We start from the raw sequence: 22320 nt of genomic DNA on the forward strand, positions 1-22320 counted from the left end.
GTGGAAGAACTAATCCTCGGGTTTGTGTTCTCTCTGTGCGAGAGCCTGCTCCAGTATTTCCACCTTGTCTTCCAGGCGAGCCAATTTTTCTCTGGTGCGCCTCAGTATCTCCACTTGAGTATCGAACTCGCGCTGGGAGACCAGCGGCAATTTATCCAGTGAAACCTCCAGCGCACTGCGCAGGTCATTGGTAACTACTGTGCCTTGCTGTTGCAGTTCTTTTAAGAGTTGTTGCAGTTTGTCCGCAGCCACGGGCAACTCCTTGCTGTCAAAATCTTATTTAATGGCACCAGATTGTAACCCACACCCTATAGCCACAAAAGCTGACTCTTTGTGCACTATTCTGATCACTGCCTCTGCAAGATTCCCCACTTCTGTGCACGCGATGACAAACAGTTCCATCTTGGTGCGTGAGACTTTGCGGGCTCATTGTTCGTATTTATTCCGGTTGTCTGCTTTCCCGTTAACTTATTGATTTTATTGGATATTGCTGTCCTGGCATCAAGTCTGCAGTGAATAGGCAGGTGTGCCATTTACGATCACTGGGAGTCTGGGAAAGTAGCGGTTCACAAGACGCAAGAGACCCTCTGTCATACCCGACAGTGCAGGACCGATTGCAGGCGGCGCCATTACAGCTCTTGAAATACAGCCTATAGAAATTTAGGAGAAATAAGGTGGAAGTTAAAAAGCATAAAATTGCCACTATTTTCGCTGGCGCTTTACTGGCGTTGGGCACTGCCAATCTAACAAATGCTGAAGAAAATACCTCTTCCAGCAGCTCTCAGGAAGAGGGCATCAGTTTCAGCGCCAACCTGGGTATGGTTTCAGATTATCGCTTCCGAGGCATTTCCCAAAAGGATAGAAATCCCGCAATTCAGGGTGGTCTGGATCTGGATTTTGGCAATGGCTTTTACGTGGGTACCTGGGCTTCGCAGGTGGATTTTGCTTATGGGTTTGATGAAACCGATTACGAGCAGGATTTTTACGGTGGTTTCTCTTCGGATATCAATGACTCCATTAGTTACGACGTCGGCTATATCTATTACGCCTATCACGGTAGTGATCAGGATGAAGATTACTGGGAAATTTACGGCAACCTCAGCATTAAAGATTTGACCCTCGGACTTGCTTATTCACCTGAATATTGGGCGCAGAGCGACGAATTTTATTACACCTTTGCGGAGTACAGTTTCTCACTGCCAGCAGATCTGAGCCTGGATTTGCATGTTGGTTACAACATTTTTATGGAGCGTAGTGAGTTCCTTTATGAGGACGATGATTATATCGATTATTCCGTAACGCTCAGCAGAGACTTCGGTGGTTTGAACCTGAGTGCGGCTTACGTTGGTACCGATGTCAGTAAAGAGGAATGTTGGGATACCGATTGGTGTGAGCCGACCCTGGTAGTTGGTGCTACTTATACTTGGTAATCAATTCGCCCGCGATATTTCGCGGGCATTTTTTTGGGGGGAATTCATGAAATTAATCACCGCAATTATCAAGCCTTTTAAGTTGGATGCCGTGCGCGATGCCCTCAGAGAAGTGGGTGTTAATGGCGTGACTGTTACTGAGGTAAAAGGGTTTGGTCGGCAAAAGGGCCATACCGAATTGTATCGGGGCGCTGAGTATGTCGTGGATTTTTTGCCGAAAACCATGCTGCAGATTGCCGTAGAGGATTCTGAGTTAGACAAAGTTTTGGAGGCACTGGGCTCCAGTGCTCACAGCGGAAAAATCGGTGATGGAAAAATATTTGTTGCCAACCTGGAGCAGGTAGTGCGCATACGCACTGGCGAAACCGGCAGAGACGCAATCTAACTCAATAGCAACAAACATAATTTTAAAAATATACAGACTTGAACGGAGAGAAACATGGAAAACCAGATATTTCAGTTGCAGTATGCAATTGATACTTTTTATTTCCTGGTAATGGGCGCCCTGGTGATGTGGATGGCTGCGGGTTTTGCCATGCTGGAAGCCGGCCTGGTGCGCTCAAAGAACACTACAGAAATCCTCACCAAAAATGTTGCGCTGTTTGCAATAGCCTGCATTATGTATCTGCTCACTGGATACGCGATTATGTATGATGGCAACTGGATGCTATCTGGCATTGAGGCATTTAGCCTTGACACTGTACTGGCCGATTCCTCCAGTAATGGATTTGAAGGCGATTCCGTTTATTCGAGTGCTTCTGACTTTTTCTTCCAAGTCGTATTTGTCGCCACCGCTATGTCCATCGTGTCCGGTGCCGTGGCCGAGCGTATGAAGCTGTGGAGCTTCCTTGCTTTCGCGGTGGTATTGACTGGCTTTATTTACCCTATGGAAGGTTCCTGGACCTGGGGTAGCCAGGATGTCTTTGGTCTATTTAGCCTGGGTGACCTCGGTTTCTCCGATTTTGCCGGTTCCGGTATCGTACATATGGCCGGCGCCGCCGCCGCTTTGGCTGGCGTGCTGTTGCTGGGCGCACGTAAAGGTAAATACGGACCCAATGGCCAGGTTTATGCGATTCCCGGTGCCAATTTGCCGCTGGCCACACTCGGTACCTTTATCCTTTGGATGGGCTGGTTCGGCTTCAATGGTGGTTCCGTATTAAAACTGGGCGATGCCGCTAGTGCGCATTCTGTAGCTATGGTATTTGTTAATACCAATGCCGCTGCAGCCGGTGGTGCTATCGCCGCACTGATTACCGCCCGCTTGCTGTTCGGCAAGGCCGATCTCACGATGCTGCTCAATGGCGCGCTGGCGGGCTTGGTGGCAATTACTGCCGAGCCCTCTACTCCTACTGCTCTGCAGGCCACTGTGTTCGGTATGTTTGCCGGTGTTCTGGTGGTCTTCTCCATCATTACTCTGGATAAACTCAGAATTGATGATCCGGTAGGTGCTATTTCCGTGCACGGTGTAGTTGGTCTGCTCGGCCTGTTGCTGGTCCCCATAACCAACGAGGAGTCCACCTTTGTGGGTCAGTTGGTTGGCGCCTTGACGATCTTCCTGTGGGTCTTCGTAAGCTCCCTGGCGGTTTGGTACCTGCTCAAGCTGGCAACCGGTATCCGTGTCAGTGAGGATGAAGAGATGGAGGGTGTTGACTTGGCCGAGTGTGGAATGGAAGCTTACCCAGAATTTATGAGCAAATAGTCGCTCGGTAGTGGCGTCGCCTTAATATTAGGGTGACCGCCGCATTGAGGTTCCCGCAAAGAAGATAAACCAGGGGAAAACACAAGATGAAATTAATAACGGCCGTAGTGAAGCCCTTCAAGCTGGACGATGTGCGTACTGCCCTTTCCGAGGTCGGTGTCCAGGGAATGACGGTAACAGAGGTGAAAGGCTTTGGCCGCCAGAAGGGCCACACCGAACTCTACCGTGGTGCGGAGTATGTGGTGGACTTTCTGCCCAAGGTTAAACTGGAGCTGGCCGTCGATGACAGCATGGTGGATGCGGCTGTAGAAGCTATCACCAAAGCGGCGCAAACCGGAAAAATCGGTGATGGAAAAATCTTTATCACCGCGCTGGAGGAAGTGATCCGAATCCGTACTGGGGAAACCGGTAGCGAAGCGGTGTAATGTTTGCCGATTAATCAGGGTACTTCTATTAATAATGCCCAGTATGTTTAAGGCCCCGTAAGGGGCTTTTGCTTTTCTTTATCCCCTAAAAATGATCCCTGATCGTCTCCTACTAGAAGGTTTCTCCCTACCTGTCACTTAAATCTCCATAACAAACTGCAATATCTCCTCGATTTTTTCCCAACAAAAAACTCTACGGGCTCCGGTGCCTGCAGCTGGCAGCGTAGATTGTAAGTGCCTATATATTAATCGCCGCTTTTGATGCGGTGGGCGATTGCTACTCCGGTGGCTTTCAATTTCATTGGCGCCGCGGGAAGGGGCGGCACAGAGGTACTCCCTCTGTAACAGGAGTAAGGGTTACAGGGTTTTGCTATGAAAGATAGTTATGAAGATCAGGGTAAGAACGCTCGCAGCAAGGATACAGAGGAATTTGCCGAAGAGCGCTCCATTACCTCCCGTGAACGCGCCAGAAGCCAGCTGAGTTCTGATGTTGAGGAATTTCTAGCCGGTGGCGGGGCGATTAATGAAGTCGATCCAGACGTCACCGCCGACCCGCCACGGAAACCGCAGCCAAAATACGGTAGTCGACCTATTTAGTGCTTTTCAACGTTGCCGCCCCTGAGATCAGGTTGGCGGCAAAATCTTTTCTGCAGGAACCTCCGAGGCCTGTTGGCCTCAGGGATTCAGTAGCCTGGGCAATAGGCGCTCCAAAACTTCGCCAATGTAGGAGAGAAACAGAGTGCCGAGGCTGGAGCGGTAGTATTGGGGGTCGGATGATCCAACTGCCAGCATGCCGAGCTGATTGCCGAGCGGGACCACTGCGGCGGAGGCAATTTCCTGCCATTGGTCTCCGAATAAATACTCTCTTTCCCCGGGACGCAAAATTCCACATATTGGGCGGCCATTACGCAATATGGCGCCAATGGCCGTCTCTGCGCTGGAGAGTGTGCTGGTGCGCACTTCACCGAGCTTGTCGGCTGACACGCCTAGCGGCCCAAATAGAGTTAGGCTGGTAAATTCCACATTGAAGTCATGGGAAAAGCTGTTGTACAGAGCCGTGGTAGCCTCACCAATGGTTTGTGCTTCCAATAGGGCGAGGATCAGACGGCGGCTATTAAAAAACAACTGATCGTTATCGCGTGCATTGTGCAGTAATTGGTCGAGGCGTTGCCGCATCTCAATATTGCGCTCGCGTAGCAGATTAGTCTGATGTGTCATCAGCGACACGGTCTTGCCATTTTCCCGCGGCAGTTTGATGGTTTCGAGCAGGTCCATGCGCTCGACAAAAAACTCAGGGTTTTGCATTAGGTAGCGAGCTACCTGGCGCGCGAGCAACTTGTCATCGCGCTGGGTTTCCCTGTGGTTGCCGGCGACAATCTCATCAGAAGTTTGATTGGCGTCTGTGTGTTCCATCGTGTTCTGTTCACATTGGCGCGGGCGCGTGGTGAATCCTGTGCTCTATCGGAATTAGAGCTGAGGCTCGCCCGCTAAATTATTTAAACAATGATTTGCCCGTGGAAAACTGTAGTCGCGGGCCCGGTCATAGTAACCGGCTGATTCGGCCCACTCCAGTGGATTGTCAGGGACCCGCCGGGAAGGCGGATTTCCACCTGCTCATCCACCAGGTCGCGCAGGTGGGCATACACCATGGCTGCGCAGGCACCGGTGCCACAGGCGTGAGTTTCACCTACGCCGCGCTCAAATACACGCAACTGTGCTTGGCTGCGGGATTCGACTTGCAGAAAACCCACATTCACCTTCTGGGGGAAGCGGGGATGTGCCTCGATTAAAGGGCCGAGGGTCACTACCGGGGCGCTGTGAATGTCGTCGACCAACAGTATGGCGTGGGGGTTACCCATGGAGACTGCGCCGATGGTAAAGGTCTCGTCACTGGCTTCCAGCAGGTAGCTATCCGCACGGCGATCGGCATTGAACGGAATCTTCTCCGGCTCTAAAACGGGGGCGCCCATATCGACACTGACCTGGTCGTTATCCAGTACACGCAGGTGCAGCATACCCGCAGCAGTCTCGACCTTGAGCCGTTTTTTTCCCGTCAGGCGGCGTTCGCGTACAAAGCGGGCGAAACAGCGTGCACCATTGCCGCAGTTTTCCACCTCGCCGCCATCGGCATTAAAAATTCGATAGCGAAAATCTGCCTCTGGCCCCCGTGGCGGCTCTGCCAGTAGTACTTGATCACAGCCGATGCCTAGGCGCCGATCGGCGATTCGGCGAATTTTATCTGGTGACAGCTTAAGTCTCTGGCTGATGCCATCGAGCATTACAAAATCATTGCCGAGCCCATGCATCTTGCTGAATTTAACGCGCATTCCATTTCTCTGTAAAACTGATTGAGCGGGCCATCCTAGGGGTGCTCGCCACCTGTGACGCCGGCATTGCTGGCGCCCCGGAATTCTTTTGGTTGGTAATTAAGAGGCAAGGGTGACACAAAGCCTTAGACCTTTTCAGGCACCGGGGTCTCACCCCGAACCAGGTCGTCGAAAGTTTCCCGTGTGCGCACTAAATAGCTATTCTCGCCATCCACCAGCACTTCCGCTGCACGCGGGCGGCTATTGTAGTTGGAACTCATGGTAAAGCCGTAGGCGCCGGCGGACAGCATGGCCAGTAATTGCCCCTCGCGCAGAGCCAGGGCGCGGTTCTTGCCGAGGAAGTCACCGGTTTCGCAAACGGGGCCAACGATATCCCAGAGTGTGTCCTCACCGTCGCCCGGAGTAACCGGCACTATATCCTGCCAGGCCTGATAAAGGGCAGGGCGTAGGTTGTCGTTCATGGCGGCATCGACAATGGCGAAGTTGTGTCCTTCGGTGTGCTTCAGGTATTCAACCCGAGTCAATAGAACACCGCCGTTAGCGGCAATCGAACGGCCAGGTTCCAGTATCAGGCCCAGCTGGCGTTCGCCGATACGCTCCAGAACTGCTTTCAGATAGTCTGCAACTACTGGGGGCTCTTCACCCCGGTAGCGGACCCCGAGGCCGCCGCCGAGATCCAGGTGTTCCAGCTGGATACCTTCGGTGGAGAGGGTGTCCACCAGCATCAACAGCCGGTCGAGGGCATCTAGGAAAGGGGCCACTTCGGTGAGCTGGGAGCCGATATGGCAATCCACCCCGGTCACTCTCAGGTGAGGTGAGCGCGCTGCGTATAAATACACATCCAAAGCGCTGTTGATGGCGACGCCGAATTTATTTTCTTTGAGGCCGGTGGAAATATAGGGATGGGTTTGTGCGTCTACATCTGGGTTGACCCGCAGTGAGATTGGGGCAACAGCTTCGCACTCCGCCGCTACTTGCTCGAGGCGGCGCATTTCGGCCTCCGATTCGATATTGAAGCAGTGCACACCCACTTCCAGGCCACGGCGTATCTCGTCTGCGGTTTTACCCACACCGGAAAATACTATTCGCGAGGGATCTCCTCCCGCCAGCAATACCCTTTCGAGTTCGCCCCCGGAGACGATATCAAACCCAGCGCCAAGCTGGGCCAAAAGCGACAGGATACCCAGATTGCTGTTGGCCTTCACCGCATAGCAGATCAGGCCGGGGTGGCTGCCCAGTGCTTCGGCATAGGCTTGATATTGGCGCTCGAAGTGGGCGCGGCTATAGACGTAGGTGGGGGTTCCGAAACGCTCGGCGACCTCTTCCAGTGATACCTGTTCTGCCCACAGGCTGCCTTGGCGATAACTGAACTCACTCATTTCTGCGGTGCTTGCTCCTCTGGGTAGCCCTCTTCCGGGTAGTCTTCTGGCGTAGAGTAATCCCCGGGTTCTGAATAGTCGTTTGGTTCGGAGTACCCTTCCGGTACAACAGTTTCTCCGGCTGGAACAAGTACCGGCTCATCCGGCTCCACCGCCGTGCTACTAGTGGGCACCGTAGTGGGCGGGCCTGTGGTGATAGCTGGCGCGGGTTCGGCCGGCGCCTGAGGCAGGTACAGCGGTCCTTTCTGACCGCAGCCACTGAGGAGTGCGGATGCACTCAGCAGGGCGCAAAGGGGGTAGAGCATTTTCTTTGGCATGGGTGACATCCTGCACTCGGGCTTTAGAGCGGTGTTCGGCAAAAGCCTGATAGTATAGCGAGCCAATAGATTGAACACAGTAGACGGTAACAGAAGTAATAAAAGATGAGCCAAACGGAATATGAAGCGGCCATTGAGCATACCCTGATGGCGATTGAGGATGCCCTGGACGATTGTGACTGGGATATCGATTACGAGCGCAGTGGTGCCGTGCTCACCTTGACCCTGGAGGATAATGGCAGTCAGGTTATTCTCTCCCGGCAATCTGCCAATCAGGAACTTTGGGTAGCTGCCAAGTCGGGCGGTTACCACCTCACGTTTACCGCGCCCGGCTGGAAATGCAGTACCACCGAGGAAAATCTACCGACCCTGCTCAATCGCGTGCTGAGCGAGCAGCAGGGTGAATCGGTCGAACTGGGATTACCGCAGTAATCCCGGTTTACTGATCGGCCGTACCCCAGGCGCCCGGATGCAAAAAACGGGCTCCTAGTCCTGCTGGGGTCTGCCTTAATGACGCCCTTCAATTTGCACTCGTGCTTGTGCACAGGCAGCGCGAACCTGATCGGGAGCGGTGCCGCCGATATGGTTACGAGCGGCTACCGAGCCTTCCAGGGTGAGCACTTCAAAGACATCCGCACCGATATCAGCAGAGAATTGCTGCAGCTGCTCTAAGCTCAGCTCCGCTAGGTCTTTCTGCTGTTCAATGGCAAAGGAAACCGACTGGCCGACGATCTCGTGGGCATCGCGGAAGGCAATGCCTTTGCGCACCAGATAATCCGCCAGGTCGGTGGCAGTGGAGAAACCCTTGGCGGCTGCCGCCAGCATGTTTTCTTTTTTTGCCTTGAGTGCGGGCACCATATCCGCAAAGGCGCGCAGGCAGTCCAGTGCGGTATCGGCAGCGTCGAACAAAGGCTCTTTATCTTCCTGGTTGTCTTTGTTGTAAGCCAGGGGCTGGCTTTTCATCAGGGTCAGCAGTGCAATCAGGTGGCCGTTCACACGGCCAGTCTTACCGCGTACCAATTCGGGCACATCCGGGTTTTTCTTTTGCGGCATAATTGATGAGCCGGTACAGAAGCGATCCGGTAGGTCGATAAAGTCGAACTGGCTAGAAGCCCAGAGCACCAGTTCCTCGCTGGCGCGGGAAAGATGGGTGAGCAGTAGGGCGGTGAAGGCGCAGAATTCAATGGCGAAATCCCGGTCGCTCACCGAGTCCAGGGAGTTCTCGGTCGGAGCATCGAAGCCCAGCAGTTCGGCAGTGCGCGCGCGGTCGATTGGGTAGCTGGTGCCGGCCAGTGCTGCGGCACCCAGGGGCGAGCGATTGACTCTTTTGCGGCAATCCATCAGGCGCTCGAAATCCCTGCTGAGCATGGCATTCCAGGCCAGCAGGTGGTGGCCGAAGGTCACCGGCTGCGCACTCTGCAGGTGGGTAAAGCCGGGCATAATGGTATCGGCTTCGCGTTCGGCCAGGTCTACCAACCCGGTTTGCAGTCGGGTTAATTCGGCGCCGATCCGGTCGATGCGGCCGCGCAGCCACAGGCGGATATCGGTGGCGACCTGGTCGTTGCGGGAGCGGCCAGTGTGCAGTTTTTTACCGGTGGCACCGATGCGTTCGGTCAGGCGCGCCTCGATATTCATATGCACATCTTCCAACTGCACCGACCAGGGAAAGTCACCCGCCTCAATTTCTACTGCGATCTCTTTCAGGCCATTGGCAATCTGGTGATATTCATCACCGCTCAATACCCCAACCTCGGATAGCATCTGTGCATGAGCGAGGGAACCCTGAATATCTTCCAGCGCCATGCGCTGATCGAAGGTGACAGAGGCAGTGAATCGCTCTACGAAAGCGTCGGTGGCTTCGCTGAAACGGCCGCCCCAGAGTTTGGCGGCGGGATTAGTGGCGGAGTCGGGTTTGTCGTTGCTCATGGTTTTCCTGGCTGCAGTGAGGTGAAAGGCCGGGGAGCTTGGTGGTATCGTGCGCTTTGAATATAGGGACAATCAAGAATAACAACTGCATGTCATTTCCCAGGCCGTCGGGCATTATATCGCAGAAAATTCGAAAAACTGACACTGATAGCAAGGATTCTGCGCTTTGCGGGCAGGTGCCTTTTCTTCCGGATTTATGCAGTGTCACCGCCCTGGCCGCATTGGTGTTGATGGGGGAATTGCTGGCTCTGGTTCTGGTGCTCGCCTTGGACGGGCTGCGCGACTTCAGTTGGCAGCGTCTTGGCTTGGTGTCCCTGGTGATTCAGTGGGTGATATTGCCCTGTGCCGCCGTGCTTTGCCGGCTGCGCCCCTATCTAGCCAAGTTACCCCACAAACATGCCGGCGCTATCAGCTTTATCGCGGTGTTGGGCGTGCTTGGATTAGTAATGGGGATTCAGCGCTATGTGCGTGCTCTATTGCTGCAGGCGGATTTCGACTGGTGGGGACTGGCTAGTGATTGTCTCCTTGGGGCTATCTGCGCTGGGGTGGTATTGCGCTACGCCTATTTGCAACAGCAGTTATACAACCAGCAGCAGGCGGAACTGGGCGCGCGTATCGAGGCGTTGCAGTCGCGTATACGACCGCATTTTTTGTTTAACAGCATGAATAGCCTGGCCAGCCTGATCGCGGTAGACCCAGATCGCGCTGAGCGTTTGGTGGAAGATTTGTGCGTGTTGTTTCGGGCCAGCCTCGCTGACCCAAAGCTGGTGCCGCTGTCGCAGGAAATACAATTGTCCCAACGTTATCTGGAGATTGAGGCTCTGCGCCTGGGCGAGCGTTTGCAGCAGCAATGGCAGCAGCAGGGTACTTTGGAGGATATACAAGTACCCAGCATGTTGTTGCAACCATTGCTTGAGAATGCCGTTTTACACGGTGTGGCACAGCTGCGTGAGGGCGGCACAATTACTGTGGCAGTGAAAACCGAAGGCGGTGTTCTGTACATTGATATTGAAAACCCACTTCCGGCAGAAACTGTGCATTTCACCAGGGAAAGCAACGGTATGGCAGTGGAGAATATTCGTCAGCGCCTTGCCGCCTATTACGGTGATCGCTTCAAGTTTACCGCCGGTCGGGTGGAGGACCACTACCGAGTGCAGCTACAACTACCCTTGTTTCCCCGGGAGGTGGTTCAGCGTGAAACAAAACCGACCATAAATTCCAGTAGAGATACTGAGGTGATGGAGTGACCCAGTTGCGAGTCCTGATTGTCGATGATGAACCCCTGGCCCGCGCGCGGCTGCAGCGGCAGTTGTCTACAGTCGAAAATTGCATTCCTATCGGTGAAGCGGCGGACATTGAATCCGCGCTGATGCAGGTGCAGATACTGGACCCAGATCTGGTCTTACTCGACATAGAAATGCCCGGCGGCAGTGGCTTGGAATTGGCCCAGCAGCTTTCCACACGCGAGTGCCCACCCGCGATAATTTTTTGCACCGCCCACGATGAGTTCGCCCTGCCGGCCTTCGCCACCGCTGCGGTGGGTTATCTACTCAAGCCTGTCAGCGTGGAGCAGCTGCGCCAAGCGCTGGCAAAGGTGCAGTGCCTCAATAAACCCCAACAAAAACTTGTTAGTGGTGACGAGAAGGATCGCGGTCGCAGCCGTATCAAAGCGGTGAGCCGTATGGGGGTCGAGCTATTGGAAGTGGACAGCATTCGTTGTTTGGTTGCTGACAGCAAATATGTGGTGGCCCATCACCCTGCCGGTGAGACGATCCTTGACGAGTCATTAAAAGAGTTGGAAAGCGAATTTGCCGAGCGCTTTGTTCGAGTGCACCGCAGTGCACTGGTGGCAGTAGCATTTATTACAGGCTTACGCAGAGACGGAGCGAATTATCGGGTGGAGCTGGAAGGGGTAACACAAGCCCCATTGGTAAGCCGGCGTATGTTGTCTTCGGTAAAAAACCTGATCACGGAGATTTGCTAGTAGTTAAACCATTCCGCGCAGGAACACGATTAGCACAGCTGCTACCATCAGAAGGGCAAAGCAAACTCTGATTATTCGTGCCTGTTTAGGTTTATGAAAAACCGGTCGCAAACTTCCTCCCAAACATAGCCAGATAAAATCGACCACAGCCGCGACTATCAAACAGACCATTCCAGTAGCAATGTAACTTAGGTTGCTTTCTTCAATTGGCAGTAAAAATTGGGAAAAGATGGCAAAGAAGGCGGCATAAGCTTTTGGGTTGAGTAGATTAAAAATAAACCCATCCAACAGTGATGGCGCTTGAGTTTCCGCTGATGGGTTTTTCTCCATTACCGGGGCTGTGGCAATTTTTATGGCGATATAGCCAATATACAAAGCCCCGCAAAGTTGTACGGCAAAGCGCGCCTCGGGCCAGGTTGCCAGCAGGGCCGCTATCCCGGCGGTTGCGCCCATAATTGCAACGCTTAGCCCCAGTAGGATACCGATAAGAAAATGGCTACTTTTCCTGATCCCAAAAGTTGCCCCAGAAGCGGCCAGCGCGAGTGGTGCGGGACCGGGGGAGCCAAGTAGCAGAGCTGTTGCTGCAACAAGGGAAAAAAGTGCTTCCAACATATATTCTTATCTTATTTTCCACCTGCGACATCAATAAATGAGCCGGTTGTAAAGGTTGATTCGTCACTGAGAAGCCAGGCCACAGCCTTAGCCACTTCTTCTGCTTGCCCGCCGCGTTTGAGTGGAACTGCAGAATTTACTCGCTCAATTCTATCTGGTTCGCCGCCATCAGCATGCATTTCCGTGTAAATAAAACCCGGCCTTACACCGTTCACTCGAATCCCCTCACCGGCGACTTCTTGGCTGAGTCCGATGGTTAGAGTATCTACAGCACCTTTGCTAGCCGCGTAATCGATATATTCGTTAGGTGACCCTGAACGGCTGGCGGCGGATGAGATATTGACAATAGTTCCTCCGCTGCCCCCGCTTTTTGTTGACATCCTTTTAATCGCCTCGCGACAGCAGAGCAATGTACCGGTGATATTGGTCCGAAGAATCTCGTTGATACGCTGAGAATCCATTAATTCAACACGCATCTGCGGTTTAATGATTGCGGCATTGTTTACCAGGCTGTTAATCGGGCCGAGATTTTGGTCAACCTTTTCGAATAGACGGACAACCTCATCTTCTGAAGTGATATCGGCACGTGCCGCTATTGCAGTAACGCCCAAAGATTGAAGTTCATTTACTAGGTCTTCCGCTTGCTTCCTTCGTTCCCGATAGCTGATGGCAATCTGATATCCACGTTGAGCCAGTAGTTTTGCTATGGCGGCACCGATTCCCCGGCTGCCTCCGGTTATCAAGGCAACTTTATTTTTCATTTCTATGGCCGCGATGAAGTGAGTAATTCGGTGAGGGGAGGAGAAGGGTAAGGAAATATTGTTCCCCAAGTCAAATAGTAGGTTGGGGCCCTGAGTATCTTGGAATAAAGCAGCTCGTAAATTATTGAGCGCAGCTTGCTGTGGACTTATCGGGAAATTAAAAGCGGTTTTTTTAGATGAGAACCGTTTACAGGTGTTAGGGCGTTGATTTTTCTGTAAACGGTTCTTGGATAGCTAAGTAGCAACCTTAGTAAAGTTGCGGCCCACCATCGCCGTACTCAGAGTCATTTTGTAGACTCAACTCGCCGGCTGCGCTGTTTAAATACTCTGCATCGGATTCAGACTTAAGCTTGATCATCAGGCGCAAGTCGTTGGCGGAGTCGGCGTGGGCGAGGGCGTCCTCGTAAGTAATTTCGCCGCGATCGTAGAGTTCATACAGCGCCTGGTCGAAGGTCTGCATGCCCTGTTCGCCGGAGCGTTTCATCAACTCCTTCATCTTGTGCACCTGGCCTTTGCGCACCAGGTCTGACATCAACGGCGTGTTGATCATAATTTCCAGACAGGCGCGGCGGCCATCGCCATCCGGTGTTGGTACCAGCTGCTGGGCAACCATGGCCTTAAGGTTCAGGGACAGATCCATAAACAGCTGTTGGTGACGGTCTGCCGGGAAGAAGTGAATGATCCGATCGAGGGCTTGGTTGGCATTGTTGGCGTGCAGTGTACACAGGCACAGGTGACCAGTTTCGGCGAAAGCAATGGCGTGCTCCATCGTTTCGCGAGAGCGCACCTCACCAATCAGGATGACATCTGGCGCTTGACGCAGAGTGTTCTTCAAGGCGATTTCGAAGGAGTCGGTATCCAGACCCACTTCGCGCTGGGTCACAATACAGCCTCGGTGCTGGTGGATAAATTCGATCGGGTCCTCAATGGTGATGATATGACCCTTGGTGTTCTCATTGCGGTGGCCGATCATCGAGGCTAGGGAGGTGGACTTACCGGTACCGGTGGCGCCTACAAAAATAATCAGCCCGCGCTTGGTCATGGCCAGATCTTTGAGTACATCCGGCAGGCCGAGGCCGTCAATGGTGGGGATTTTTGTTTCGATGCGTCGCAGCACCATACCCACCAAGTTGCGCTGGAAGAAAGCCGACACCCGGAAACGGCCCACGTTGCGTACCGCAATGGCAAAGTTTAATTCCTTTTTTTCGGCGAACTCACGGCGCTGTTTCTCATTCATGGTGCCCACTACTAGCTCGCGGGCTTTTTCTGGGGTGAGGGCACTGCTACTGCAAGGCACTACGCGGCCGTGCAGTTTGATGGAAGGCGGTACGCCGGCGGTGATAAACAGATCCGATGCACCTTTCTCTACTACCAGCTGTAGGAGTCTTTCTATATCCATGATTGTTACCGCGTATTATTTTTTGACTGAAGAGGGGCCGTTAATGCTTAGAAGTTTTCTGGCATCTTGGCTTTTTCCCGCGCGACTTCGCGGCTGACGATACGTCGCGCCACCAGGTCTTCCAGGCACTGGTCCATGGTCTGCATACCAACGCTGGCACCAGTCTGGATGGCGGAGTACATCTGCGCGATTTTGTCTTCGCGGATCAAGTTGCGGATTGCGGGAGTGCCGCGCATGATCTCGTGGGCAGCGACACGGCCACCGCCGTTTTTCTTCAGCAGTGTCTGCGAGATTACCGCTTGCAGGGATTCCGATAGCATGGAACGCACCATGGCTTTTTCCTGTGCCGGGAACACATCCACCACCCGGTCGATAGTCTTGGCGGCGGAGGTGGTATGCAGGGTGCCGAATACCAAGTGGCCGGTTTCCGCTGCGGTTAATGCCAGGCGAATAGTTTCCAGGTCGCGCATCTCGCCCACCAGAATGATATCCGGGTCTTCACGCAGGGCCGAGCGCAATGCTTCCGCGAAGCCGTGGGTATCTCTATGCACTTCGCGCTGGTTCACCAGGCATTTTTTGGATTCGTGCACGAATTCGATGGGGTCCTCAATGGTGAGGATATGCTCGTATTTGTTGTCGTTGATATAGTCCATCATCGCGGCGAGGGTGGTGGACTTACCGGAGCCGGTGGGCCCTGTGACCAAGACCAGGCCGCGCGGAGTATCGGAGATCTGTTTGAAAACTTGGCCCATGCCCAGATCCTCCATGGTTAAAACCTTGGAGGGAATGGTCCGGAATACTGCACCGGCACCGCGGTTGTGGTTAAAGGCGTTCACACGAAAGCGGGCTACACCAGGTACCTCGAAAGAGAAGTCGGTCTCGAGAAATTCTTCGTAGTCCTTACGTTGCTTGTCGTTCATGATCTCGTAGATCAGGCCGTGCACCTGCTTGTGTTCCATGGCCGGCAGGTTGATGCGGCGCACGTCGCCATCCACACGGATCATCGGCGGAAGGCCTGCGGAGAGGTGCAGATCCGAAGCGTTTTGTTTGGCGCTGAAGGCGAGGAGTTCAGTGATATCCATACTGCTACCTTATGGTTCTTGTTTGGGCTCAGGTAAAATCGCCACTCATTTCGGTAAGGGCCTCAGTATATGCGCAAAGCGACAATCGTCGAAAACCTGAATGCAGTAGGTGAGCGGATTGTGACCTGCTGCAACAACTGCGATCGCGATCCTGCAGAAATCACTCTGTTGGCGGTTTCCAAAACCCGCCCGGCGGAGGATTTGCGCATCGCTTATGTGGCCGGCCAGCGTCACTTTGGCGAAAACTATTTGCAGGAAGCCCTGGAAAAACAGGATGCCCTACAAGATCTGGATATCCACTGGCATTTTATCGGGCCCTTGCAGTCGAATAAGTCTCGCGCAGTAGCCGAACACTTTGATTGGATGCATACGGTGGATCGTCTAAAGATCGCCCAGCGTCTGTCATCCCAGCGGCCAACTAATTTGGCTCCCCTCAATATCTGTCTGCAGGTCAATATCGATAATGAGCAGAGCAAGTCTGGCATAGCTCCACAGGATTTGGAGGCACTGGCGCGGGAAGTAGTGCAATTGCCGGGGCTGCGCCTGCGTGGTTTGATGGCGATCCCCGCGGCGCGACAGACAGTACAGGCGCAACACCAACCTTTTTTAAAGATGGCGCGCCTGCTGCATTCTCTGCAAGAGTTATTTCCCAACGAGGAGCTGGATACACTTTCCATGGGTATGTCTGCCGATATGGAGGCGGCGATTGCCTGCGGTGCGACCATTGTGCGCATCGGCACAGATATTTTTGGCGCGCGCAATTACTCTGAATGAAAGATCCTATTTTTATCCGAACGCTTGCCCGAAGTTCTAGGGCTGAGTTCGTGGGGAAAGTGTAAGAGACCAATGAAACGCTCAGGGACTCTCGAAGTGATGTTGCTGGGGTTGACGCTATGCGCAGTGATTTCCCTGTCTATGGCGCACACCCTGCTGGTGACCTGGATGGCCTTGGAATGGCTGGCTTTTCTTTGCCTGCTTTCCTTTGCGCTACCTAAGGTCACACTGATCACCAATTTCTTAGACCGCACCGTGTCCCAGGCCCTGTGGCCTGAGAGCCGGCACTGGTTATGGATACTTGCCATAGCGCTCAACTTGATCGCTGTTGTGGAAACATTGAGTTTAAGGCCTTAAAAACTAAACGGCCCACTGGGCCGTTTATTAAGCATTACGATTTATAAGAGCCTTTGGCACTACTCAACTAAAGTCAGTTTTTCCTTCTGTGTTTCGTCGAGCAAGTGTTCGGCAAAAAACAATGCGGTAGCCTGGGTGAAGACATCATTGTTTTCCTTTTTACGGTAGCCGTGCCCCTCATTTAACGCATTCATGTACCAAACCTGGTTACCGCTTGCTCGCAGTGCCGTCACGATCTGTTCCGCTTCTGTGACGGGGACGCGAGGGTCGTTTTGTCCCTGCACCACAAACATGGGTACCTGGATTTTCTCCACATGGTTGTTAGGGCTGATACCTTCCAGGAATTCGCGCATTTGCGGGTCGCGCTCGTCACCGTATTCCACACGGCGCAGGTCCCGGCGATAACTCTTGGTATTGGTGAGAAAGGTGACAAAATTGGAGATACCGACAATATCCACAGCCGCTTTTAAACGATCCGAATAGTGAACGCTGCTGGCCAGTACCATATAGCCGCCGTAGCTACCACCGAAGACGGCAACCCGCTTGGCATCCAGGTCCGGCTGGGTGGCGATCCAGTCTAATAGCGCGCCAATGTCTTTCACCGAATCTTCACGCTTGTAGCCGTTGTCCATGGCCAGGTAACTTTTTCCGTAGCCGGCGGAGCCGCGCACATTAGGGGCGATCACTGCAGCCCCCAATTTCTTCAACCACAGTTGGTACTTGCTGGAAAACAGTGGGCGGTACTGAGCTTCGGGGCCGCCGTGAATGGAAATAATGACCGGCACAGGCGCCTTTATATCGCGCGGCTTGTAGACGAAGGCGGGAATCTTGCGTGGCTCTCCGTCTACTTTATCGAAAGTGGGGTAGTGCACCAGCTTGGGCTCGATAAATTGTTCGGTATCCAGGCCGCCCACTTCACTAAATGTCCAGCGGTTCAGATCGCCACTGGATAGGGGGCGCCGGCCCAGATCCAAAACAAAGGTATCGGTGGGGGTTTTGGGGGTGTTCAGTGATAACGCTAACTTGTCTCCGCTGGGGTTGAACTCGATATCGCCGATTACACCAATAGGTAGTGTGTCGACTTTGCGGTAGCGATCATTGCGCGGATCGTACAGGTACAGTGCCGACATGCCGTTCTCGTTGGACACGAAAGCACCGCGGCGGCCGTCCTCACTAAGGACAAAGCTGCTGATATCCCAGGGAATATCGGCGCTAATAATTTTCTCATCGCCGCTGGCGAGATCTTTGCGGATCAGTTGGGTGAACTCGCCATTTTTATCGCTAACCAGGTATATGGAGCGGTCGTCGTAGCTAAAGCCGGCGGGAAAGTTGCGAGAGTCTTTTTCATCATTACCGGAGAGCAATGTTATTTCGCCGCTGTCCAGGTCCAACAGGTGAACTTTAGAGCGGGTGGAAGAAACATATTGCAGAACCAGTAGCTGGCTGCCGGATTGAGAGAAGTCACTGGGTCCCCACCAGCTACCATCCTCCGATTTTAGTATCAGGCGATCTTCATTTTTCTTGTCGCCAATCGTAGTCAGCCAGATATCGTTGGCCCTACCATCGCGGCGAGTACTTTGGTAAGCCAGGGCCGAGCCCTGCTTATTCCAAAGAATGGCACCATTGCGAGATTCGCCATCGCTGAGCATCTTGCTCTTACCGTTGGCACTGTCAAATAGGAAAATCTGCGCATATTCGTTGCCGCCGGCGTCCATGGTGTAGGCCAGCTGTCGGTGCTGGGGGCGGGTAAGTACTTCCCCAATTGGTTCGTCAAAAAAAGTCAGCTGGCGGCGGGCTCCTCCAGCGCGATCTACCTTGTGCAGCTGGTTTACTTCGCCAAAGCGGGTACTGATATACATACCGCTGCCTTGCATATCCCAGCCGCGAAAACTGGCTGAGCGCACATTCTGGTAGCGGTCGAGCTCTTCCACCAGGCTCGCTGGAATTGGGGGAATGTCCTGTAACTGCAGCTGGCCATTGTTCTCGGTGCGGGTTTCCACTCCATGGGCAACAGCAGCCGCGCTGAGTATTGCGGCGGTCACCAAATAGCGCCATTTCAACATCGTGTTCTCCTTGGCTAGCGCGCTGGGGCGCGCTTCTCTTGTTATTGGAATTGAGCGACCACATATTATCGGAATCCCTGCGGGGTATAACAGCCAGTAAAACTCACAGAGAATGAGGCGAATGCTCGCCGAGGTAACCCAAGTGACTGCAACAAATCCCAAAATTGTTTTTATCGGCGGTGCCGGAAATATGGCCGGTGCGGTAATCGGTGGCCTGCTGGCGGCGGGATACCCGGCCGATAGAATTGTGGCTACCGGGCGTGATCCCCTCAAACTTGAGGCGTTTGCCAAGCGCCACAATACCGTGGTGCACAGTGACAATATCGTCGCAATCGATGGGGCCGATGTTATCGTTTTGTCGGTAAAACCCCAGGTGATGCGCGATCTGTGCATGGATTTGCGCCCCCACCTGAAAGGACGCAAGCCGCTGATTATTACTTTGGCCGCAGGTATTCCCTTGGCCGCCTACCAGCGTTGGCTGGGGGAGCATCTGCCGATTGTACGCGCTATGCCCAATACGCCGGCTCTAGTGCAGAGTGGGGTGACCGGGTTGTTTGCAGATGAGGCGGTAACTGCGGAGCACCGCGCCATTACTGCGCGCATAGTCAACGCAGTAGGTATCTCCCTATGGGTGGATAAAGAAGAGGGCATCGACCAAGTGATCGCTGTGGCAGGGTCGGCGCCGGCGTACTTCTTTCAGTTTATGGAGGCGATGATCGACGCCTCCGCAGCCAGTGGCTTTGCCCGCGCCGATGCCGAGCGCCTTGTGTTGCAAACTGCCCTGGGCGCCGCCAAACTGGCCATGACCAGTGATGTAGATGTAGCCCAGTTGAAGCGCAATGTGATGTCGCCGGGTGGTACCACCGAGCGCGCTGTGCAGCGCTTTGAGCAGGGCGGCCTGCCGCAGTTGGTGGCCGATGCCATGCGCGATTGTGCCGAGCGCGCTGCAGAGATGGCTCGCGAACTGGACCAATAAACTTATCAACACAATAAATGGTGCAGGCTGCGCCGCGAGTTGATCACTCTTTAGGGATTTTCAATGACAAGTACCTTCAGCAACATCGGTGTTTTCCTGGTGGCTACCCTGGGTATCCTCTACCTATTTGCGGTATTGATGCGTTTTTTGCTGCAATTGGCCCGGGCAGACTTCTATAACCCGATTTCTCAGGGCATCGTTAAAGTTACCAATCCGCTACTACTGCCACTGCGCAAGATGGTGCCGGGTCTCTTCGGCGTGGATATGGCCTCGGTAGTGCTGGCTTTGCTGGTGGGGCTAGTGATGATACTGGTTTGCGGTGCGTTTGCCGGATTTGGTCTTTTCAATCCCCTGAGTGCACTGCTGTGGTCTCTGATCGGCTGTGTCGCTACCGTGATTGCGGTCGTGTTTGTGGGAATGCTGATTTCCATTGTGTTCAGCTGGATCGCTCCGCAGAGCAGCCACCCAGCACTGATGCTACTGCGCCAGTTGCTAGAGCCCTTCTGCGCACCGGTACGCCGCTTGATTCCGCCTTTGGGGGTGATCGATATCAGCCCTATCTTCGTGTTTATTTTACTTACTGTGGCGGATAAGTTGCTATTAGGCTTTGCCAGTATGGCCAATATGCCGCGCTTTGTTTATAGCCTTTTCTGGCATATCCCCGGTTTTTAAATTGACTACTGTGCGCTTTTCTTCCACCGCGCGCACTGGATCGCATTTGGCGCAGTGTTAGACTTTTATACTAACGGCTACCGGACCAACTCAGCTTTGAGTGCTTTGGATCGGTAGCCCGCAGAGTATAAATTACAAGAATACTGTGAAATGGAAGACGCACTCCTACGCCAACATATCTCTGAATACGATCGCTGGAAAAAGAATCTGGATCGACAATTCGCCCAGTTCAGTCAGTGGTTACAGCAGCATTTCCCCAACTCTGCCGGCGCCTGCCAAGTTGTACAGCAGGCCCGTGCGCTTCTCAGCGATGATCAGTTCACCTTGGTGTTTGTGGGAGAATTTTCCCGTGGCAAAACCGAGCTGATCAATGCCCTCTTGGCACAGACCTACGGTCAGCGGCTGCTACCCTCCAAACCCGGCCGCACCACCATGTGCCCAACGGAGATCTTTAGCGATGGCGGAGAGCGCGCCAGCCTGCGCCTGTTGCCCATTGAGACCCTGGCGACCAATACCAGCCTCGAGAGCTTCCGGCGAATTCCACAGAAGTGGGTCACGCACGAGTTCGACGCCAATAATCCCGATGCGACCCGCGAAGCTCTGCTCAAAGTGGCCGCCACCAAATCGGTGTTGCCGGAGGAGGCTGCGCGTTATGGCTTCGATCGCCGCCACCTGGACGACAAAGGCAATTTGGTGGAAATTCCCGCTTGGCGTTATGCGCTGATCTGCCTGCCTCATCCACTGTTAGATCAAGGCCTGCGGATTATTGACACACCGGGACTCAACGCTCTGGGCAATGAGCCGGAACTGACTTTGAGCACACTGCCTGGCGCCCAGGCCGTCGCATTTCTGCTGGCCGCCGATGCCGGTGTCAGTGGCACTGATATGAATATGTGGGAGACCCACCTGGCCCCTCTGCGTGAACATCGCGGCACTCCAGTTATGGCGTTGCTGAATAAAGTGGATGTTCTTTGGGATGATCCAGATGAAGATGCGCAGCAACTGCTGCGGCGCATGCGTTCTCAGGTCGCAAAATTACTGTCCCTGCCACAGGAGAGTGTCACCGGAGTCTCGGCAAAAATGGCCCTGTTGGCGCGTCAACAGCAGGATGCCGAACTTTTGCGCAACAGCTGTTTTACTGATTTTGAAAAGCTGTTGGTTCAACGTTTGCTGGAGCACCGCCAAAAAGTGGCGGAACACCGCTCTCTGCACCAGGCCCTGACGTTGATGGCGGATACCCGCGATCTGCTCAAGCGCCGACTCAACAGCGGCCGTGCGGCGCTGATGCATTTGCAGCGCAATAGTGCCAGCACTGAGGAGCAACTGACCGAGTTGGGCCAGTTGCAGCAGACTGTGCGTGAGCAACATAAGCTCTGCCATCAGGAGTTACTCACCCTGAAGTCCAGCCAGCGCATGCTAATGCGGCAGAGTACGGCCCTACTCGCGCCTATTACCATACAGCAGCTGCAACGGTTGGTTGATGAAACCAGTAAGGCGCTGCATAAGCGTTGGACACCCATGGGACTTGCCAAGGCCATCGATACCTTTATGGAGGGAGTCGATTGCCAGTTAGCCACCTTAGAGCGGGAAGTGGATCAGGCGAATCGACTGTTGGATGCGATTTTTGAGCGTTCCAGCCTGAAGAAGGTGGACAGTGCTGAACAGTACTTCACCATTCGCCAATTCCGTATCACCCTGCGCGGCCTACACCGCCAGGCGGCCCAGCTGCGACGCTCCCCACAGCTTTTACTGGCGCGGCGCAACCGTTTGAGCGAGCGTTTTGTTACGACTCTGGCCAGTGAGGTAGGACGCCTTTATAGCGAAATGGGTGCCGCGGCAGAAAACTGGCTTGAGCAGGCGCTGGAACCACTCAAGCAACATACGCAATACCAAAAACATCTTTTGAATCGGCACTTGATCAAATTGACCGAGCTGAAGCAGAAAACCCGAAGTCGGCACACCGATTTGCGTACCTTAGAGGATGAGGTACTGCGCAATGATCGGGCCCTGTCCGCACTGGAGGACTTGCTGCGCTACAGTACTTCGGCACCCCAGCCTTTGGCGCCAGCGCCGCGCGCGCACAATGTCACCCCACTGAAACCAGCTCTGACGACTTAACACACTCGCCGGCGGTTGC

Annotated in this window: 24 protein-coding genes; 13 read left to right on the forward strand and 11 right to left on the reverse strand. The window is 53.9% G+C overall.

The features are described 5' to 3' along the window. Positions 1-9: 9 nt before the first annotated feature. A complete protein-coding gene (locus tag ACJJIO_RS10835) occupies positions 10-252 on the reverse strand; it encodes an accessory factor UbiK family protein (RefSeq protein WP_252084143.1) in 243 nt (80 codons plus the stop codon). 422 nt (positions 253-674) lie between these two features. Here ACJJIO_RS10835 and ACJJIO_RS10840 point away from each other — a divergent pair, with 422 nt between their 5' ends. The 5 genes from ACJJIO_RS10840 to ACJJIO_RS10860 all read left to right on the forward strand — a co-directional run bounded on the left by ACJJIO_RS10840 (position 675) and on the right by ACJJIO_RS10860 (position 4151). Next, positions 675-1430: a TorF family putative porin gene (locus tag ACJJIO_RS10840; RefSeq protein ID WP_444908484.1), complete on the forward strand. Its 756-nt coding sequence runs from the start codon at positions 675-677 to the stop codon at positions 1428-1430. Positions 1431-1476: 46 nt separating this feature from the next. Next, entirely contained in the window at positions 1477-1815 is a 339-nt protein-coding gene (locus ACJJIO_RS10845; protein WP_252084145.1) for a P-II family nitrogen regulator, read from the forward strand. Between the two features lie 54 nt (positions 1816-1869). Then, positions 1870-3129: an ammonium transporter AmtB gene (gene amtB, locus ACJJIO_RS10850; protein ID WP_444908485.1), complete on the forward strand. Its 1260-nt coding sequence runs from the start codon at positions 1870-1872 to the stop codon at positions 3127-3129. An 86-nt stretch (positions 3130-3215) separates the two neighbouring features. After that, positions 3216-3554 carry a P-II family nitrogen regulator gene (locus ACJJIO_RS10855; RefSeq protein ID WP_152450594.1) on the forward strand — a complete coding sequence of 113 codons (339 nt, stop codon included), beginning with the start codon at positions 3216-3218 and terminating at the stop codon, positions 3552-3554. Positions 3555-3926: 372 nt separating this feature from the next. Continuing rightward, complete coding sequence (locus tag ACJJIO_RS10860; RefSeq protein WP_252084147.1) at positions 3927-4151, forward strand: hypothetical protein; 225 nt, start codon at positions 3927-3929, stop codon at positions 4149-4151. Between the two features lie 78 nt (positions 4152-4229). On the opposite strand, the gene ACJJIO_RS10865 is transcribed toward ACJJIO_RS10860, so the two are convergent. From ACJJIO_RS10865 to lptM, 4 genes are all read right to left on the reverse strand, one after another. Next, positions 4230-4967: a DUF484 family protein gene (locus ACJJIO_RS10865; protein WP_252084148.1), complete on the reverse strand. Its 738-nt coding sequence runs from the start codon at positions 4965-4967 to the stop codon at positions 4230-4232. A gap of 83 nt (positions 4968-5050) precedes the next feature. Beyond that, positions 5051-5881 carry a diaminopimelate epimerase gene (gene dapF / locus ACJJIO_RS10870; RefSeq protein WP_444883415.1) on the reverse strand — a complete coding sequence of 277 codons (831 nt, stop codon included), beginning with the start codon at positions 5879-5881 and terminating at the stop codon, positions 5051-5053. Positions 5882-6006: 125 nt separating this feature from the next. Beyond that, a complete protein-coding gene (gene lysA, locus ACJJIO_RS10875) occupies positions 6007-7260 on the reverse strand; it encodes a diaminopimelate decarboxylase (RefSeq protein WP_444903633.1) in 1254 nt (417 codons plus the stop codon). After that, the gene (lptM, locus tag ACJJIO_RS10880) at positions 7257-7577 is read right to left on the reverse strand and encodes an LPS translocon maturation chaperone LptM (RefSeq protein ID WP_252084151.1); all 321 of its coding nucleotides are present in this window, start codon (positions 7575-7577) and stop codon (positions 7257-7259) included. Before lptM ends, lysA begins: the two co-directional genes overlap by 4 nt. Positions 7578-7682: 105 nt before the next feature. Here lptM and cyaY point away from each other — a divergent pair, with 105 nt between their 5' ends. Next, entirely contained in the window at positions 7683-8009 is a 327-nt protein-coding gene (gene cyaY, locus ACJJIO_RS10885; protein ID WP_444883418.1) for an iron donor protein CyaY, read from the forward strand. 75 nt (positions 8010-8084) lie between these two features. Here the strand turns inward: cyaY and argH are convergent, their stop codons facing one another. Next, entirely contained in the window at positions 8085-9503 is a 1419-nt protein-coding gene (gene argH / locus ACJJIO_RS10890; RefSeq protein WP_444883419.1) for an argininosuccinate lyase, read from the reverse strand. 89 nt (positions 9504-9592) lie between these two features. Between argH and ACJJIO_RS10895 the strand changes: the two genes are divergently transcribed. Together ACJJIO_RS10895 and ACJJIO_RS10900 are read left to right on the forward strand one after the other, a co-directional pair. Then, entirely contained in the window at positions 9593-10750 is a 1158-nt protein-coding gene (locus ACJJIO_RS10895) for a sensor histidine kinase (RefSeq protein ID WP_444908486.1), read from the forward strand. Continuing rightward, positions 10747-11487, forward strand: coding sequence for a LytR/AlgR family response regulator transcription factor (locus ACJJIO_RS10900; RefSeq protein WP_444887771.1), 741 nt, complete (start codon positions 10747-10749; stop codon positions 11485-11487). Before ACJJIO_RS10895 ends, ACJJIO_RS10900 begins: the two co-directional genes overlap by 4 nt. 3 nt (positions 11488-11490) lie before the next feature. Here ACJJIO_RS10900 and ACJJIO_RS10905 read toward each other — a convergent pair whose 3' ends face one another. The 4 genes from ACJJIO_RS10905 to ACJJIO_RS10920 form a co-directional block, all read right to left on the reverse strand. Beyond that, positions 11491-12099 (reverse strand): LysE family translocator, encoded by a 609-nt coding sequence (locus ACJJIO_RS10905; RefSeq protein WP_444883422.1) that lies wholly within the window; start codon positions 12097-12099, stop codon positions 11491-11493. A gap of 11 nt (positions 12100-12110) precedes the next feature. Continuing rightward, positions 12111-12860, reverse strand: a complete 750-nt coding sequence (locus tag ACJJIO_RS10910) for an SDR family oxidoreductase (protein ID WP_444908487.1) — start codon at positions 12858-12860, stop codon at positions 12111-12113. A gap of 247 nt (positions 12861-13107) precedes the next feature. Beyond that, entirely contained in the window at positions 13108-14259 is a 1152-nt protein-coding gene (locus ACJJIO_RS10915; RefSeq protein ID WP_152450611.1) for a PilT/PilU family type 4a pilus ATPase, read from the reverse strand. A 47-nt stretch (positions 14260-14306) separates the two neighbouring features. Continuing rightward, on the reverse strand, positions 14307-15341 hold the full coding sequence (locus ACJJIO_RS10920; RefSeq protein ID WP_252084158.1) for a type IV pilus twitching motility protein PilT: 1035 nt from the start codon (positions 15339-15341) through the stop codon (positions 14307-14309). A gap of 69 nt (positions 15342-15410) precedes the next feature. On the opposite strand from ACJJIO_RS10920, the gene ACJJIO_RS10925 reads away from it, so the two are divergent. Both ACJJIO_RS10925 and ACJJIO_RS10930 read left to right on the forward strand, forming a co-directional pair. Next, a complete protein-coding gene (locus tag ACJJIO_RS10925; RefSeq protein ID WP_444908488.1) occupies positions 15411-16115 on the forward strand; it encodes a YggS family pyridoxal phosphate-dependent enzyme in 705 nt (234 codons plus the stop codon). Positions 16116-16187: 72 nt separating this feature from the next. Beyond that, positions 16188-16472: a hypothetical protein gene (locus ACJJIO_RS10930; RefSeq protein WP_444908489.1), complete on the forward strand. Its 285-nt coding sequence runs from the start codon at positions 16188-16190 to the stop codon at positions 16470-16472. A 59-nt stretch (positions 16473-16531) separates the two neighbouring features. Here the strand turns inward: ACJJIO_RS10930 and ACJJIO_RS10935 are convergent, their stop codons facing one another. Beyond that, positions 16532-18535: a S9 family peptidase gene (locus ACJJIO_RS10935; RefSeq protein WP_444908490.1), complete on the reverse strand. Its 2004-nt coding sequence runs from the start codon at positions 18533-18535 to the stop codon at positions 16532-16534. A gap of 121 nt (positions 18536-18656) precedes the next feature. Between ACJJIO_RS10935 and proC the strand changes: the two genes are divergently transcribed. From proC to ACJJIO_RS10950, 3 genes are all read left to right on the forward strand, one after another. Next, entirely contained in the window at positions 18657-19511 is an 855-nt protein-coding gene (gene proC, locus ACJJIO_RS10940) for a pyrroline-5-carboxylate reductase (RefSeq protein ID WP_444891581.1), read from the forward strand. Positions 19512-19574: 63 nt separating this feature from the next. Then, entirely contained in the window at positions 19575-20183 is a 609-nt protein-coding gene (locus tag ACJJIO_RS10945) for a YggT family protein (protein WP_444908491.1), read from the forward strand. Positions 20184-20333: 150 nt separating this feature from the next. Next, positions 20334-22301 (forward strand): dynamin family protein, encoded by a 1968-nt coding sequence (locus ACJJIO_RS10950; protein ID WP_444908492.1) that lies wholly within the window; start codon positions 20334-20336, stop codon positions 22299-22301. The last annotated feature ends 19 nt before the right edge of the window (positions 22302-22320 follow it).

This window comes from Microbulbifer mixtoriginis (SeqCode) (genome assembly GCF_052467235.1).

Coding starts and splice junctions, on each gene's coding strand:
- ACJJIO_RS10845 (WP_252084145.1), top strand. CDS start 1,477: ATGAAATTAATCACCGCAATTATCAAGCCTTTTAAGTTGGATGCCGTG.
- amtB (WP_444908485.1), top strand. CDS start 1,870: ATGGAAAACCAGATATTTCAGTTGCAGTATGCAATTGATACTTTTTAT.
- ACJJIO_RS10855 (WP_152450594.1), top strand. CDS start 3,216: ATGAAATTAATAACGGCCGTAGTGAAGCCCTTCAAGCTGGACGATGTG.
- ACJJIO_RS10860 (WP_252084147.1), top strand. CDS start 3,927: ATGAAAGATAGTTATGAAGATCAGGGTAAGAACGCTCGCAGCAAGGAT.
- ACJJIO_RS10865 (WP_252084148.1), bottom strand. CDS start 4,967: ATGGAACACACAGACGCCAATCAAACTTCTGATGAGATTGTCGCCGGC.
- dapF (WP_444883415.1), bottom strand. CDS start 5,881: ATGCGCGTTAAATTCAGCAAGATGCATGGGCTCGGCAATGATTTTGTA.
- lysA (WP_444903633.1), bottom strand. CDS start 7,260: ATGAGTGAGTTCAGTTATCGCCAAGGCAGCCTGTGGGCAGAACAGGTA.
- lptM (WP_252084151.1), bottom strand. CDS start 7,577: ATGCCAAAGAAAATGCTCTACCCCCTTTGCGCCCTGCTGAGTGCATCC.
- cyaY (WP_444883418.1), top strand. CDS start 7,683: ATGAGCCAAACGGAATATGAAGCGGCCATTGAGCATACCCTGATGGCG.
- argH (WP_444883419.1), bottom strand. CDS start 9,503: ATGAGCAACGACAAACCCGACTCCGCCACTAATCCCGCCGCCAAACTC.
- ACJJIO_RS10895 (WP_444908486.1), top strand. CDS start 9,593: ATGTCATTTCCCAGGCCGTCGGGCATTATATCGCAGAAAATTCGAAAA.
- ACJJIO_RS10905 (WP_444883422.1), bottom strand. CDS start 12,099: ATGTTGGAAGCACTTTTTTCCCTTGTTGCAGCAACAGCTCTGCTACTT.
- ACJJIO_RS10910 (WP_444908487.1), bottom strand. CDS start 12,860: ATGAAAAATAAAGTTGCCTTGATAACCGGAGGCAGCCGGGGAATCGGT.
- ACJJIO_RS10915 (WP_152450611.1), bottom strand. CDS start 14,259: ATGGATATAGAAAGACTCCTACAGCTGGTAGTAGAGAAAGGTGCATCG.
- ACJJIO_RS10920 (WP_252084158.1), bottom strand. CDS start 15,341: ATGGATATCACTGAACTCCTCGCCTTCAGCGCCAAACAAAACGCTTCG.
- ACJJIO_RS10925 (WP_444908488.1), top strand. CDS start 15,411: ATGCGCAAAGCGACAATCGTCGAAAACCTGAATGCAGTAGGTGAGCGG.
- ACJJIO_RS10930 (WP_444908489.1), top strand. CDS start 16,188: ATGAAACGCTCAGGGACTCTCGAAGTGATGTTGCTGGGGTTGACGCTA.
- ACJJIO_RS10935 (WP_444908490.1), bottom strand. CDS start 18,535: ATGTTGAAATGGCGCTATTTGGTGACCGCCGCAATACTCAGCGCGGCT.
- proC (WP_444891581.1), top strand. CDS start 18,657: ATGCTCGCCGAGGTAACCCAAGTGACTGCAACAAATCCCAAAATTGTT.
- ACJJIO_RS10945 (WP_444908491.1), top strand. CDS start 19,575: ATGACAAGTACCTTCAGCAACATCGGTGTTTTCCTGGTGGCTACCCTG.
- ACJJIO_RS10950 (WP_444908492.1), top strand. CDS start 20,334: ATGGAAGACGCACTCCTACGCCAACATATCTCTGAATACGATCGCTGG.